The sequence below is a fragment of the Amycolatopsis sp. genome, from assembly GCF_025464955.1.
In the GTDB taxonomy this organism is placed as follows: Bacteria; Actinomycetota; Actinomycetes; order Mycobacteriales; family Pseudonocardiaceae; genus Amycolatopsis.
In genome coordinates, this window is sequence record NZ_JAODNM010000100.1 from 1 (window position 1) to 13977 (window position 13977).

The following is a 13977-nucleotide window of genomic DNA, read 5'->3' on the forward strand; positions in this document are numbered from 1 at the left end:
TCCCCGGTGTCGCACCGCTGACCGGTCTCGCCGCATTGGCCGGTGCTCTCACTCCCGCGCATGTGGACGTGATCGTGAAGACGATGACGGCGATGCCTGCGACGGTGTCGGAGGAGGATCGGGTGGCCGCGGAGAAAATCCTGGTCAACCTCGCCGTCCACGCGTCCCCGATTGAGGTGAAGAAGGCCGGTGACCGGATCCTGGACACGGTGGATCCGGATGGGCCGGAGCCGAAGGATCCGCCGGAGAGACCGGAGCGGGAGTTGGCGTTCCAGGAACACCGCGACGGCTCGGCGACGCTGAAAGGCAAGTTGGACATCGTGGCCTACGCCCTGTTGCGGGCCGCGTTGGATCCGTTGGCGAAGCCGCACTCGACGAAAGAGGAAGGCCGCGACCCCCGCAGTCAATGGGAACGCCACGCCGACGCGCTGGTCGACCTGGTCCGTCTCGCGATGACCGTGGACGAGATCCCGACTCACGGTGGTGACCGTGTCCATGTGGCGGTCACCGTGGACTACGAGACGCTGAAGTCGGGGATCGGGACGGCGATGCTCGACTACGGTGGCGTCATCACCGCTGCCGAAGCCCGCATGCTCGCCTGTGACTGCAAGGTCATCCCCGCTGTTCTCGGGACCGAGAGCGAGCAGATGGATCTGGGGCGGTCCAAGAGAATCATCACCACAGGGCAACGACGACGACTCGTCATGAGAGACCGCGGATGCGCCTTTCCCGGTTGTAAAAGCCACGCCAAACACTGCGACGGGCACCATATCGTGTATTGGATCCTAGGCGGGCCAACAAATCTGGACAACTTGACCTTGCTGTGCCAGCGGCATCACCGGCTTGTCCATTGTGGTGGTTGGGAAGTGCGGATGGGTGGTGACGGGAGACCGGACTTCATCCCGCCTGCCAATCTTGATCCGCTTCGAAGACCCAGGCGTAACACCGTTCACCTGTAACAGAATACCGACCCCGTACCAGGGCTCGTGAGTGCCGCGACCGGATCATCCGGCCGCGACACTGACGAGCCCTGACTGCATTCCCGGCTTTCGCAACTCGCCGTCGAGTTGCGGTAGTTGATCTCCGCAACGATCGCAACTCGCCGTCGACTTGCGAACGCCGACAGCAGTACTGAATCGGGGGACCCCTGGTACGAATCATTCGTACCAGGGGTCCCCCGAGACGAATGGCAGCGGACGCAGCGAGCCACAGCAGCCTCAGTGATCACGTCGGCACCCGTGGTACCACCGCGTGACGGGAGCGGCGCTCGGATCCGTACCGCGCGTCCTCGCTGCCCCGGTCCTTGCTTCAGTAGACGGAAGCGCTCGACACCACAACACCACAGCCCCAACCGCACTCCCCAACCGCAACTCGCCGTCGATTTGCGGTAGTTGATCTCCGCAACGACCGCAACTCGCCGTCGACTTGCGAACGCCCTGCACCCCGCCCCTGCAGCCGCAACTTTCGTCAGCCGCCGGACGTGTCAGGGCGCAAGGAGGAAGGATCATCCCGTTTGCGCACCAGCGCGGCGCGCCGTCCAGATGTCGTAGGCCGCGGCCGCGACCGGGATCAGTCCTTTCATCAGCACGACATGCCGTTGGTCCGGCAACGCCAGGCTAGCGAGCGGGCGGTGACCGAGGTTCCGTTCCGGGTGGATGTTTCCGCTGCTACGCACCACCAGAGTCCTTGCGTGGAGCGGAAAGAGCAGGAACGGCCGAATACGGCAGTGGTCATCGAGAGTGATCACGACCCGTGCGCCCCGAGGTATCAGCGGATGGCGTGGTTATTCGGCCAAGGTGATCGTCGGTGTGGTCTTGACCCTCAGCAGTAGGCGTTCGTAGGTCGGGCAGCGCCTCGTCACGGGCCAGATCGTGTTCGTCTGGATGCTGGACTTCGAGAAGCCGTAATAGCCGGCTGGGGTCGCGCTGTCGCCCGGGTTCGCCGCGACGATATAGGCGCGGCCTGGACACCGGCGAGATCGACGTAGTCGCCGTCACCGTGGCCGCCGGTGATACCGGTCGTCGGGGTGAACGCGCCGCCGCTCCACACCACCCTCTCGTTGACGGCCAGCACCGGGTTCCCGGTCCCGTAGGTCGGCACGGCGATCGTGCCGGTGCTGCCGCCGGTGCTGCCGCCGGTGCGGTCACGCTCATGCTGAACTGACCCACCCCGCGCTGCCCGGCCCAGGACACTTGCACGGTGCCGTGCGGAGTGGGCACCTGCCCCTCGGCCCAGGTCAGGTCGCTGGGGACGGGGCCGTTGTAACGTTTCAGCGCTCGAGGTGGTGGAGAGGCTATCCGGGGGATCCTGGTGCGTCAACCCTTGGCGCTTGGGTGGGTTGCCAGTGGATCATCAACGGCAGCCGACGAATGAATCGTTTAATCATCATGAACAGTTTCAGGACGTCGCACGCTTCACGCCAGTCACATCCGCACCACGTGTCACCGGTACGACACGCGCCGTGGCGTCATTACTGACCGATTATTCGGTAATGACAAGAGAGGTCCGCGTCAAGGGATTCTGTCGAACTGGAGGGAAATCTGGGAAATTCGTGCAGAGATTCCAGCGGCCGGACGTGAGCGGAGGAGTTGTGCCGCGGGGCGATAACGGGGCACTTGACAGATCGGGTGCGGACGTTACTGCTGCATGCTGCCTGGTTGGAGACTCGGAGTGGTCCTCTGACGGGAAAATCCGGAAACTGCCGATGCTGTCTTGCCACCCTGAGCCGGTCGTGCGAACCTCCTCCTGGCCCTACCGGTGGTGTGTGTTCCGTGGCATGGCACAAAATCTGGTGCGGCGGCTGCGGTAACATCCTCCACGCCAAGATCGCTTGCCGGTGGGGCCGGAGCGCAGCCGCTTGGTCGGGTTGTCCTTGTTCGCTGCTGTCGTCTCTCACCGAGGAAGGACCTGATGTCCGCTTCGCCTTCACTTGGTACGCCGTTCTCCCCGCCTCGGGCCCCCTACCAGGGAGCCGCCCACTTCGGGAAGGATCCCGCCGACGCCGTGCGGTCGAAGCTCCGGCGCATCGCGTGGTACTCGGTGGTTATCGTGGTGCTACTGGGTGTAGCCGGAGTCACGGCCGCCTTTGTGGATCGTCCACTCGCGACGCTGTATACCGGGATCGTCGCCGCCGGGAGCATCGTCGTCGTCCTGATCGGGGCCGGTCGGGCGGTGTCGGCCACCCGGCAGCTTTCCGCGCCACGAGTGCCGCCGGAACCGCGAGTGCCCCCGGAGCCCCGTCCGTACGAGCCCGTCCCGGTCGAGCCGGCGCAGCACTCGCTCGCGGTCGAGCCTGATCAGCGTGGCGGCCTGTTCGTCAACCTGGCTCGCCGCCTGCAGTCCCTGAACAACCGCGAGATCCAGCGAATCGATGACCTGGAACGGGAAATCGAGGACCCCGAGATCCTCAAGGCGCTCTTCGGGATCGACCACCTCGCTACCCGCGTCCGCCGCCAGGCGGAGAACCTGGCAGTGCTCGGCGGCGAGGCACCGCAGCGCCGGTCGAGCAACCCGGTCGGCATCCAGGCCGTGCTGCGTTCCGCGGTCGCCGAGATCGAGCACTACAAGCAGGTCACCATCGTCGGGGTCGAAGGACCGCGGCTGCACGGACACGTAGTCGCCGAGATCATCCACCTGCTCGCCGAACTGCTCGAGAACGCGACCACTTTCACCGCGCCGGATTCGCCGAAAGTGGTGCTGCGCGCGCAGAACGTCACGGCAGGCCTGGCGATCGAGGTCCAGGACCGTGGCCTGGGCATGAAGATCGAGGACCTCGAGCGCGTCAACCGGTTGTTCGAGAGCTTGGCCGAATTCGACCTCGGAGACCAGCTGCGGGACGGCCGCATCGGGCTCGCCGTGGTCAGGAAGCTCGCCGGTCGTCATCACGTCCGGGTGCGGTTGCAGACCAACCTGTTCGGCGGTATCGACGCCGCCATCGTGTTGCCCCGCGCACTGCTCATCGACCCGGCGCAGGAGCCGCGGCCCGTGCAGCAGGTCAACCAGCCGCGCGCGGTCGTCGCGCCGCCCGCCCCGGTGCCGGTGCCGGTAGGTCGTCCGGCGGGTTCGCCTCCCGAGCAGCCGGAAGAAACACGCTACGGCGGCAGCACCGAGCAGCTCCGCGGCGCACCCGAGCTCAACCTCCCCGCTCGCCAGCCGCGGACACCCGCCGCTCCGGCACCGGTTTCCCAGACCATCGGCGAGGTCCTCGCGGCGGAGCAGCCCGGCTTGCCGCCGCTGCCCCAACGCCGTGACCAGCCGTCCTTCCTGCGGCCGGAACTTCTCGCGCCCACGCAGCCGACCCGCCCGATCCCCGGCCACAACCCGAGCCTGATGGCGGCGGTCCAGCAGGGCCGGGACCGGGGACGTATCGAACAGGACCCGACCACCGAGCCGGCTGGTCCCCAGCACGACAATCGCGAAGGAGAGTCCCCCGATGGCCGATGACATGACCTGGCTCCTCGTCCAACTGACGGCGGCCGTGCCCAACACACGCAGCGCGCTGCTGCTGTCGGCCGACGGGATGGCGAAGTACTGGCACGGCCTGGACAGGGACGGCGCGGACACCCTCGCGGCGTTGTCCAGCGGCCTGTTCTCGTTGTCCCATCAGGTGGGCGCGAGGTTCGGTCGCGGTGACGGCGTTCGCCAGCTGGTGTCGGAGCTCGACGACATCATCCTGTTCGTCACCGCCGCCAGCGAAGGCACCGTCCTGGCCGTCCTCGCCGACCGGGAGGTGGACGCGGGAATCCTGAGCTACGAAATGGAGAGGCTCAGGACCCGGGTGCCCGCGTACCTCGCGACACCCGTCCGCCACGCGCACAACCCTGTCCCCGGTACTCCGGTTCCCGCCACGCGGACGATGCGCACGTGACCGATCCCGACGGAGATCCGACCGCCGATGCCCACTTCGAACTGTGGGAACGCCCCTATACCGCCACCAACGGCCGGACCCAGCCCAGCGTCGAGCTGGACCTGATGTCGTTTGTGCGGGCGACCGGGCGCGGCGCGCTCACCCCGGAGCGGCTGGGGCACGACCACGCGCAGACCCTGCGGTTGTGCCACCTGCCCACTTCGGTTGCCGAGGTCGCCGCGCACCTGAGACAGCCCGTGATGGTCACCAAGGTTCTGTTGTCCGATCTCATCGAGTCGGGCGCGGTCACTACCAGATATCCCACGTTCGAAGCACCCACTCCGGCACATCTGAGGAGATTGCTCGATGGTCTCCAGCGACTCTGAGACGTTCCCCCTCCAGTTCAAGCTCCTCGTCGCGGGCGGTTTCGGCGTGGGGAAGACGACATTGGTCGGCGCGGTGAGTGAGATCGAACCGCTCACCACCGAAGAGACCATCACCACGGCCAGTATCGGCACCGACAGCCTCGACGGGATCGAAGGCAAGGAAACGACCACGGTCGCGATGGACTTCGGCCGGATCACGTTCACCGAGCAGAACATGGTGCTCTACCTCTTCGGCACGCCGGGCCAGAACCGGTTCTGGTTCATGTGGGACGAACTGTCCCGCGGGGCGCTCGGCGCGGTCGTGCTCGCTGACACGCGCCGTCTCCAGGACTGTTTCGCGGCCATCGAATTCTTCGAACTGCGCGGGATCAACTTCGTCGTCGCGGTCAACGCCTTCGACGGTGCCCACCGCTACGACGACGCTGCCCTCCGGGCCGCGCTCGACCTCAAGCCACACGTGCCACTCGCACGATGCGACGCCCGCGACGGGCGCTCGGTGAAGCGAGTGCTGATCACGCTCATCGAACACATCGTCTCGAACTTCGCCTCCCGCGCGGCACAGCCGGCCGCAAACCCCACCCAACACGGAGCCACTCATGCGCTATGACGCCGTTGAAGACCGCCACCTGACCGCTCCCCACGACCCGGACGTCGGCCAGCGGATGGCGCGGCTGCGGGCGCTGGGGATCAGCTCGCGCCCTGACCAGGAGTTCGATGAGTTCGCCGCGAAACTGGCGCACATCACGGACTCGCCGTACGCGATGGTCAACTTCGTCGGCGACCGGGAACAGTACTTCGCGGGCCTGTACACGCCGTCCGGCTCGAAGACCGGGGCGGCGCTGGAGGCGGCCCAGGCCTCGGTGCACGCGGGCCCCGGCCGCCAGATGGCGCTTGACCACGGCTTCTGTCCGCACGTCGTCGTGCGCCGCAAGGCACTCGTGCTGGACGACGTGTGCGACTACCCGCGGTTCGCGGGCAACCCGGTCGTGGACAAGCTCGGCATCCGGGCCTACCTCGGCGCCCCGCTGATCGACCGGACCGGGATCGCGCTGGGCACGGTCTGCGTCGTCGACACCGAGCCGCACGCGTTCGGCCGCCATGGTCTGGACACCATCAAGGCGATGGCCGCGGACCTCATGACGCTATTCCGCGAGCGAGAGGAACAGCGGGACTCCGGAGCTGCTCACCGCTTTCCCTGAGCCGCACGGCGAGACGCTGCGACCACTGGTCCTTGGCGGTGCCCAGCGCCACCTCGGCCAGCCGCAGCCGCTGGACGTCGGAGGTGCCGGCCGGGGCGTAGATGTGGTGCGCGTCCCGGATGTAGCGCTCGACCCGTCGGTCGGTGGAGAGGCCGTACGCGGCGTGCACCTCCATCGCGGTGCGCGCCGAGTCCAGCGAGGACTCCACGTTGACGAGCTTGGCGTTCATCAGCTCGGTGTCGCACGGCAGACCTTCGTCGAGCAGGTGCGCCGCGTGGTAGGCGAGCAGCCGGGCGGTCATCAGCTGGGACTGCATCTGGCCCAGTTTCTGCTTGACCGTGGGAAGTTCGCTCAGCGCGTTGCCGTAGCGCTGGTGCTCCAGGGAGAACTCGACTGTCTCCTCGACAAGTGCCTGGTGGATGCCGAGTGACACGGCGGTCAGGTTCGGCCGGCCATAGAGGACGCTGGACGAGTAGGCGACGGAGAGCCCGTCCCCTTCGGAACCGAGCAGGTTCTCCGCGGGGATGCGGCAGTCGTCGAAGATCAGCTCGCCGAAGCTGAAACCGTGCAACCCCATGGTGGGCTCGTGGTCGCCGAGGTGGAACCCCGGGCGGTCCGCCTCCACCAGGAACGCCGAAAGCCCGTGGGAGCCCGGTCCGGTCCGCACGACGACCCCGTGCAGGTCACCGACGTGGCTGTTGCCGACGAAGACCTTGCGTCCGTTGAGGACGTAGTCGTCGCCGTCGCGCTTGGCCGTGGCGGACATCCCGAGCACGTGTCCGCCGGACTCCGGCTCGGTCACCGCGATGGTGGGCAGGCACCGGCCCTCGGAGATGGCAGGCAGCCACTGGTTCTGCTGGCGCTGGTCCCCGAAGTGCAGGATTTTCGCCACCCCTAGCTGGGAGGCCTGCACCATGGCGCCCATGGCGCCGCTGACCCGGGACAACTCTTCGATGATGATGGTCTTGGCCAGGTGTCCCAGGCCCATCCCACCGTGTTCGGTGCCGATGGTGACGCCGATCCAGCCCTGCTCGGCGATCCGTCTCGACAGTCCATAATGGATGGTCCGGGACTCTTCCATCTCGGCTATGTGCGGACGCACTTCCGACTCAGCGAAGCTCCGAACGCTTTCTCGGAGACGATCGTGCTGCTCGGTCGTGAAGTAACCATCCCGCTGGGAGGGCAGGTTCAAGGTGTGCTCCCTATGCCGGCAGCGCCGGTTTACGACAGGCTACCGGTTTGCCGTTCGGTGACAACCCCGGCAACCCTGGCATCCTTGGCGCCGCAGGGATACCGCTTAGCCGGTGATCTCCGTCATGGCCGTTGCGTAGCGTCGGCCGATCACTGCTACCGCACGTGATCAGCGGCCCCGAATGGCGCAGCCGAGCGACCCGAGAGCTGCCACCGGCCAGGAAGTCAAGACCGGATACTGGTAATTATCGTGAAAATCCCGGTTCGATTCTACGTGGTCCAGACCTGTGAGTAGCGGCACAGTTTGAGCTCCGTTAAATCCGACTAACATGTCAGTTGCCCCGAGCGGGTGCCTGCATGACCTCGAGGCCGCCCGCTTCGGCGCGAGGAACGGCCCGACCGTTCCGCCTGGTTCCCAGCCCATTCCGGCGAGCCGGTCGGCGATGATCTTCTCCGTTGGGCGAGATCACCCCGGCCGAACTCGAGTTCGTCGGACGCGAAGGCGAACGCAACCCATACCTGGTCCGCTGGGCCGGGGTTGGTCACCAGCACGCCGCGACGTTCCCCGTCTCGGAGATCGAGGTGATCCAGTCGCCGAAGAGGTAGTCGGTGGTGTCCTTTGTGGAGTCGTACAGGATGCGGGCCAAGTTTCCTCCGAGGATTTCGACCCGAGATCGCGTGATCTCTTTGTGCCCGGCTGGGTGATTTCAGTAGTGCGCTTTTCCGCATCGTGGATGACAATTCAGGACATTCCCAACCATCGGGTAGTCCGCCGAATTCACGTGATGCGGATCACGGCAAAGTCTCCTGGATGGTGGGAGATTTTTGAACCAAAACCGCCGTCGTCTCGTGATCTTCAGAGCAGGGGTGCACGGCAAGGCCATGAACTCGTTGTCGCGGTCCGGTCTTCACCTCGGCTGACCCGGATTCACGTTGCCCGATTCGCGTTGCCCGATTCGAATGGGAGAAACATGTCATACGCACGAATGCGGAAGCTTCTGATCCTTGGTAGCCTGGCGGCCCTGAGCGCCTCGACCACGGCGCTGGCGGCCGGACCTGCCTTCGGGGAATCGGGAAACTCCATACTGCGCAACGCGATCAGCCCACCGGAATTGATGAACACGAGCCTGCTGCCGAAAGCGGCACAATCGGCAAAGGCGGCTACCGCCTGGAAGGCGGTCCCGAACTTTCCCGCCCCTGTCCAGGACAACACGGTCGGCTTCTACGACGGCACCGTCTACTCCGCGTTCGGTTGGATTGGTAACGGCAAGACCGCGGACATGTACGCCCTCAAGCCGGGGGCGCCGACCTGGACCAAGCTCGCGAGTGCGCCGGTCGTACGTAGCAACGCGGTCGGCGCGTTCATCGGCGGCAGGTTCTATGTGACGGGCGGCTGGGATTCCGCTGTTCGGCCGGACCCCGAGCTGGACATCTACGACCCGGCGACCGACAAGTGGACCATCGGTGCCCCGTCACCGAAGCCTGTCGCGGCCGGGTCGGCCGCGGTGCTCGGCGGCAAGCTGTACGTGATCGGCGGTTGTGTGGCCACCCAGTGCGGCACCACCGCAACCGTCGAGGCCTACGATCCGGGCACCGGCAAGTGGTCGGCTGCCGCGGCATACCCCGAGAAGGTCGCTTTCGAGGCCTGTGGCGGAGTCGCCGGCAAGATCTACTGCGCCGGTGGCAGCGAGGACACGACCACGACCAAGCACGCCTACGGCTACGACGCGAAAACGAACAGGTGGTCACGGATCGCGGATCTGCCCATCGATCTGTTCGCCTCGGCGTACGCGGCGGCCAATGGCCAGTTGCTCGTTCAAGATGGTGTGACGGCCGACGCTCTGGTCGAGACCAACAAGGGCTTTGCCTATCAACCCGGCACGAACACCTGGACCGCGTTGCCCGACTCCTTGACCGCGGAGTTGCGTGGCGGGTCGGCGCCCGGGTTCTACCGCGTCGGTGGGAACCCCAACGGTGATCCTGAGCAGACGCTGAACTCGGCAGAGGTACTGGCCGGTTTCAGCACTCCGTGATTCCCTGAACCTGCTTGGTGGGCATCCACCGTCCACAGCGGACAGTGGATGCCCTCACAGCTCAGTGCGCGTAATGGCGTGCGCGAGGGTGAGGAGGTTCTCCTCAAGTCCGCGGGCGGTGGTGAAACGCCGGGCGCGAGCGAGCGCGTTGACGACCGCCAGTGCGGCGTGCACCAGGGTCGAGGCTTCCACTGATTCCAGCCCCGGACGTGCGCGACGCAGGAGTGCGACCCATTCGAGGGCGTACTCGCGTTGCGTCGCGCGGAACCGCGTCGCGTCGTCGGCAGGCAGGTGTCTGCCCTCGGCGAGGAGCACCGTGATGAGATCGGGGTTCTGTACGGCGAACGACACATACCCGGTCATGGCTCGGTCGAGTGCGTCGGCCGGACCGTCCGCGGCGCGAAGCGCCTGGTGCAAGCTCAACCACACTGACTCGCTTCCCCGGGCGAGTGCGTGCACCAGCAGGTCGACCTTGCTGGGGAAGTGGTTGTAGACGCTGGGGCCGGTGATCCCGGTGGCCTCGCCGACCTCGGCGAGGGTCACGGCGGGATAGCCGCGCTCCGCGAACATGCGGACGGCGCCGGCCAGCAGCACCTCGCGCCGGGCTGTCGGTTGTTGCGGGTCACCCGCGGCCGGCTCGGCTGGGCCGATTCCAGGCAATGCCACGTCGATCACGGACGCGGCGGCCCGGCGAAGGATGTGTGCGAACAGGTCCGGCGGAGCCTTCAGGCTGTGGTGAGCCAGGCTGTCGGCCACGGCGAACAGTGCGTGCGACCGGAAACGGGGGTCCGTCGTGGTGATCAGGTCGGCGCCGCGGCCGATGACCGCGCGGAGCCGAGCCTTGACCTCGGCGCGGTCGGCGTCGGGCAGGTTCCGCGCTTCTCGGTCCCACAGTGCGCCGAACTCGCGATGCTCCAGCGCGAACTCGACGGATCCGGCGATCAGCGCGTCAAGGGTGGACGCGGTGGCGGTCGAGAGCTCGAGCTGGTCGAGAGCCTCCCGCAGGACGGCAGTGAGCAGGTCCTGTTTGCCGCGGAAGTGCCGGTAGAGCGCGCTCGGCCCGATCCCGACCGCCGCGGCGAGGTCGGTCATCCCGGCCTGGTGGTAGCCCGTGTCGGCGAACAGCGTCGCGGCCGCGACCAGGATCCGCTGCTTGCGGTCACGCGGGCGCCGCACGGGCGTCAGGTCGGTCATCCCGTCATCCTGCCCGACCGGGCGCGCCGGGCGCCCGTTTTGCCACCAAACCAGGGTGAGAATGGGCATTAGTTTGAGCGAGCCCGACAAACCCCGCTATGTTCAGCTGTGCCGCGCACGATGTGAACGGCGAAGTGTCAAGATCTCACCATCTCAGTGAAGGAGACAAGTCTGATGGACAACCACGAAGCCCCGCGTCGGAACCGTCGGCGCATCCGCGTGATCGTGCTCGGCGCACTCGCCCTCGGCGTATTTGCCAGCGTGCCCGCGATTGCCGCCACGTCGACGAGCCACTCGACCAACGCCGCGGGGACCTGCCGCTTGCAGGACTGCTACTGACCGACGCCCGCCGGCCGGGTGGCACGATCCTCGCCGCCCGGCCCGGTGCGTCCGCCCTCGAACCCGTACCCGCGCGACAGGCTCCCCGAGTCCCTCAGCCTCCGACGTAGGTCGCGAGGTGCTCGCCGGTCAGGGTGGAGCGGTCAGCGATGAGGTCGGCGGGAGTGCCTTCGAAGACGATCCGGCCACCATCATGACCTGCGGCCGGCCCCAGATCGATGATCCAGTCGGCGTGCGCCATGACGGCTTGGTGGTGTTCGACGACGATGACCGACTTACCGGTGTCGACGAGCCGATCGAGCAGGCTGAGCAGCTGTTCGACGTCGGCGAGGTGGAGGCCGGCGGTCGGCTCGTCCAGGACGTAGATGCCGCCCTTCTCCGCCATTCGGGTGGCCAGTTTGAGCCGCTGCCGTTCGCCACCGGACAGGGTGGGAAGCGGCTGGCCGAGTCGCAGGTAGCCGAGCCCGACGTCGGCCATGCGCTTCAGGATCGCGTGCGCGGCCGGTGTGCGCGCTTCATCGGTGTCGAAGTAGGCGACCGCTTCGTCGACGGCCAGGTCGAGTACTTCGGCGATGTTGAGCGCGCCGAGCCGGTAGTCCAGCACCGCCGCCTGGAACCGCTTGCCCTCGCACACCTCGCAGGTGGTGGCGACGCCGGCCATCATCGCCAGGTCGGTGTAGATGACGCCGGCGCCGTTGCAGTTGGGGCAGGCGCCTTCTGAGTTGGCGCTGAACAGCGCCGGCTTCACGCCGTTGGCCTTGGCGAACGCCTTGCGGACCGGCTCGAGCAGGCCGGTGTACGTCGCCGGGTTGCTGCGCCGAGAACCCTTGATCGCCGACTGGTCGACCGACACCACCCCGTCGCGGCCCGAGACCGAGCCTCCGATCAGAGAGCTCTTGCCCGACCCGGCGACGCCGGTGACCACGACCAGGACCCCGAGCGGGATGTCGACGTCGACGTTCCGCAGGTTGTGGGCGTCGGCGCCGCGGACTTCGAGCATGCCCGAAGGGGTGCGTACCGACGGCTTCAAGGAGGCTCTGTCGTCGAGGTGGCGGCCGGTCAGCGTGCCGCTGGCCCGCAACCCGTCGAGGGTGCCCTCGAAGACCACCTCACCACCAGCGGTGCCGGCGCCGGGACCGAGGTCGACGATGTGGTCGGCGATGGCGATCGCCTCCGGCTTGTGCTCCACGACGAGCACCGTGTTGCCCTTGTTCCGTAGCTGCAGGAGCAGGTTGTTCATGCGCTGGATGTCATGAGGGTGCAGGCCGATGGTGGGCTCGTCGAAGACGTAGGTGACGTCGGTGAGCGAGGAACCGAGGTGACGGATCATCTTGATGCGCTGCGCTTCTCCGCCCGACAGCGTGCCCGACGGCCGGTCGAGCGAGAGGTAGCCCAGCCCGATCTCCACGAACGAGTTGAGGGTGTGCTGCAGTGTGGTGAGCAGCGGCGCCACCGACGGTTCGTCCAGCCCGCGCACCCACTCGGCGAGGTCGCTGATCTGCATCGCGCAGACCTCGGCGATGTTGGTCCGTTTGATCTTCGACGACCGGGCCTCCGCGGACAGGCGGGTGCCTTCGCATTCGGGGCACGTGGTGAAGGTGACCACCCGCTCCACGAACGCGCGGATGTGCGGCTGAAGCGCGTCGATGTCCTTGGCCAGCATGGATTTCTGGATCTTCGGAATCAGTCCTTCATACGTCAGGTTGATACCGTCGACCTTGATCTTGATCGGCTCCTTGTACAGGAGGTCCTGGAGCTCCTTCTTGGTGTACTTGCGGATCGGCTTGTCCGGGTCGAAGAAGCCGCAGCCGGTGAAGATGCGGCCGTACCAGCCGTCCATGCTGTAGCCGGGGATCGTCAGCGCGCCCTCGTTGAGCGACTTGGTGTCGTCGTACAGCGTGGACAGGTCGAAGTCGGTGACCGAGCCACGCCCCTCGCACCGCGGACACATGCCGCCGGTGATGGAGAAGCTGCGCCGCTCCTTCACACTCGTCCCACCGCGCTTGATCGTGACCGCGCCCGCTCCGCTGATCGAGGCGACGTTGAACGAAAACGCCTGGGCCGACCCGATGTGCGGCTTCCCGAGCCGGCTGAACAGGATGCGCAGCATCGCGTAGGTGTCGGTGGCGGTGCCGACCGTGGAGCGGACGTCGCCGCCCAGGCGCTCCTGGCCGACCGAGATCGCGGTCGTCAGCCCTTCGAGGACGTCGACCTCGGGCCGCGCCAGCGTCGGCATGAAGCCCTGCACGAAGGCGCTGTACGTCTCGTTGATCAGCCGCTGCGACTCCGCGGCGATCGTGCCGAACACGAGAGAGCTCTTACCCGAGCCGGAGACGCCGGTGAACACCGTCAGCCAGCGCTTCGGGATCTCGACGTTGACGTCCTTGAGGTTGTTCACGCGCGAGCCCTGCACGCGGATCACATCGTGCCGGTCGGCAACATGCAGTGCAGGCGACTGGGCGTCCGTCCTCGTGGCCATGCTCACGGTGTCTCCCTCTCTGAGGCGGCAGCTTTCGTGGTTTCCCTCGGCGCCGCGTGGCTCGATCTCACCAGTTTCGAGCATACGACTGGCCCTCTTCGTCATCCACGTTGCTTCGACCCGTGGCGCCGCGGGGCCCTGGCACGCGGTGCGCCCGGACGGCAGCGTCTAGACGTGCGTGGGGACGTCGTCGCTTACGGAAGTATGCGTCGCACGAACGTGCCGGCGAGCCAGCGCGGTGTTGCGCTGCATGTCCGACCAGGTCGCGTGCCCAGTGGCACTGATCGTGAGCAACGTGTATTTCAACAGC

Annotated in this window: 13 protein-coding genes; 8 read left to right on the top strand and 5 right to left on the bottom strand. The window is 66.7% G+C overall.

The features are described from left to right. A partial coding sequence (locus tag JWQ81_RS24025; protein ID WP_297544771.1) for an HNH endonuclease signature motif containing protein occupies nt 1-959 on the top strand: 959 nt, incomplete at its 5' end. 545 nt (nt 960-1504) lie between these two features. Here the strand turns inward: JWQ81_RS24025 and JWQ81_RS24030 are convergent. Beyond that, nucleotides 1505-1675 carry a hypothetical protein gene (locus JWQ81_RS24030; RefSeq protein ID WP_297544773.1) on the bottom strand — a complete coding sequence of 57 codons (171 nt, stop codon included), beginning with the start codon at nt 1673-1675 and terminating at the stop codon, nt 1505-1507. 55 nt (nt 1676-1730) lie between these two features. After that, nucleotides 1731-2306 carry an alpha-L-rhamnosidase C-terminal domain-containing protein gene (locus tag JWQ81_RS45085; protein ID WP_366942331.1) on the bottom strand — a complete coding sequence of 192 codons (576 nt, stop codon included), beginning with the start codon at nt 2304-2306 and terminating at the stop codon, nt 1731-1733. Nucleotides 2307-2910: 604 nt separating this feature from the next. Here JWQ81_RS45085 and JWQ81_RS24035 point away from each other — a divergent pair. The 5 genes from JWQ81_RS24035 to JWQ81_RS24055 are packed head-to-tail and all read left to right on the top strand — an operon-like array spanning nt 2911 to nt 6431. Next, nucleotides 2911-4443 (top strand): ATP-binding protein, encoded by a 1533-nt coding sequence (locus tag JWQ81_RS24035; RefSeq protein WP_297544775.1) that lies wholly within the window; start codon nt 2911-2913, stop codon nt 4441-4443. Then, nucleotides 4433-4867 carry a roadblock/LC7 domain-containing protein gene (locus tag JWQ81_RS24040; protein ID WP_297544777.1) on the top strand — a complete coding sequence of 145 codons (435 nt, stop codon included), beginning with the start codon at nt 4433-4435 and terminating at the stop codon, nt 4865-4867. The genes JWQ81_RS24035 and JWQ81_RS24040 overlap by 11 nt, the downstream gene beginning before the upstream one ends. Then, nucleotides 4864-5232, top strand: a complete 369-nt coding sequence (locus tag JWQ81_RS24045; RefSeq protein ID WP_297544778.1) for a DUF742 domain-containing protein — start codon at nt 4864-4866, stop codon at nt 5230-5232. Before JWQ81_RS24040 ends, JWQ81_RS24045 begins: the two co-directional genes overlap by 4 nt. Then, a complete protein-coding gene (locus JWQ81_RS24050; RefSeq protein WP_297544780.1) occupies nt 5213-5839 on the top strand; it encodes an ATP/GTP-binding protein in 627 nt (208 codons plus the stop codon). Before JWQ81_RS24045 ends, JWQ81_RS24050 begins: the two co-directional genes overlap by 20 nt. After that, complete coding sequence (locus JWQ81_RS24055; protein ID WP_297544781.1) at nt 5829-6431, top strand: GAF domain-containing protein; 603 nt, start codon at nt 5829-5831, stop codon at nt 6429-6431. The genes JWQ81_RS24050 and JWQ81_RS24055 overlap by 11 nt, the downstream gene beginning before the upstream one ends. On the opposite strand, the gene JWQ81_RS24060 is transcribed toward JWQ81_RS24055, so the two are convergent. Then, on the bottom strand, nt 6367-7623 hold the full coding sequence (locus JWQ81_RS24060; RefSeq protein WP_297544782.1) for an acyl-CoA dehydrogenase family protein: 1257 nt from the start codon (nt 7621-7623) through the stop codon (nt 6367-6369). The two genes, JWQ81_RS24055 and JWQ81_RS24060, sit on opposite strands and share 65 nt — an antisense overlap. A gap of 985 nt (nt 7624-8608) precedes the next feature. Here JWQ81_RS24060 and JWQ81_RS24065 point away from each other — a divergent pair. Beyond that, nucleotides 8609-9655: a kelch repeat-containing protein gene (locus tag JWQ81_RS24065; protein ID WP_297544783.1), complete on the top strand. Its 1047-nt coding sequence runs from the start codon at nt 8609-8611 to the stop codon at nt 9653-9655. A gap of 54 nt (nt 9656-9709) precedes the next feature. Here JWQ81_RS24065 and JWQ81_RS24070 read toward each other — a convergent pair whose 3' ends face one another. Next, nucleotides 9710-10849 (bottom strand): TetR/AcrR family transcriptional regulator, encoded by a 1140-nt coding sequence (locus JWQ81_RS24070; RefSeq protein WP_297544784.1) that lies wholly within the window; start codon nt 10847-10849, stop codon nt 9710-9712. A gap of 174 nt (nt 10850-11023) precedes the next feature. On the opposite strand from JWQ81_RS24070, the gene JWQ81_RS24075 reads away from it, so the two are divergent. Next, on the top strand, nt 11024-11188 hold the full coding sequence (locus tag JWQ81_RS24075) for a hypothetical protein (RefSeq protein WP_297544786.1): 165 nt from the start codon (nt 11024-11026) through the stop codon (nt 11186-11188). 94 nt (nt 11189-11282) lie between these two features. Here the strand turns inward: JWQ81_RS24075 and JWQ81_RS24080 are convergent, their stop codons facing one another. Next, nucleotides 11283-13673, bottom strand: a complete 2391-nt coding sequence (locus tag JWQ81_RS24080; RefSeq protein WP_297544787.1) for an excinuclease ABC subunit UvrA — start codon at nt 13671-13673, stop codon at nt 11283-11285. Nucleotides 13674-13977 lie beyond the last annotated feature (304 nt).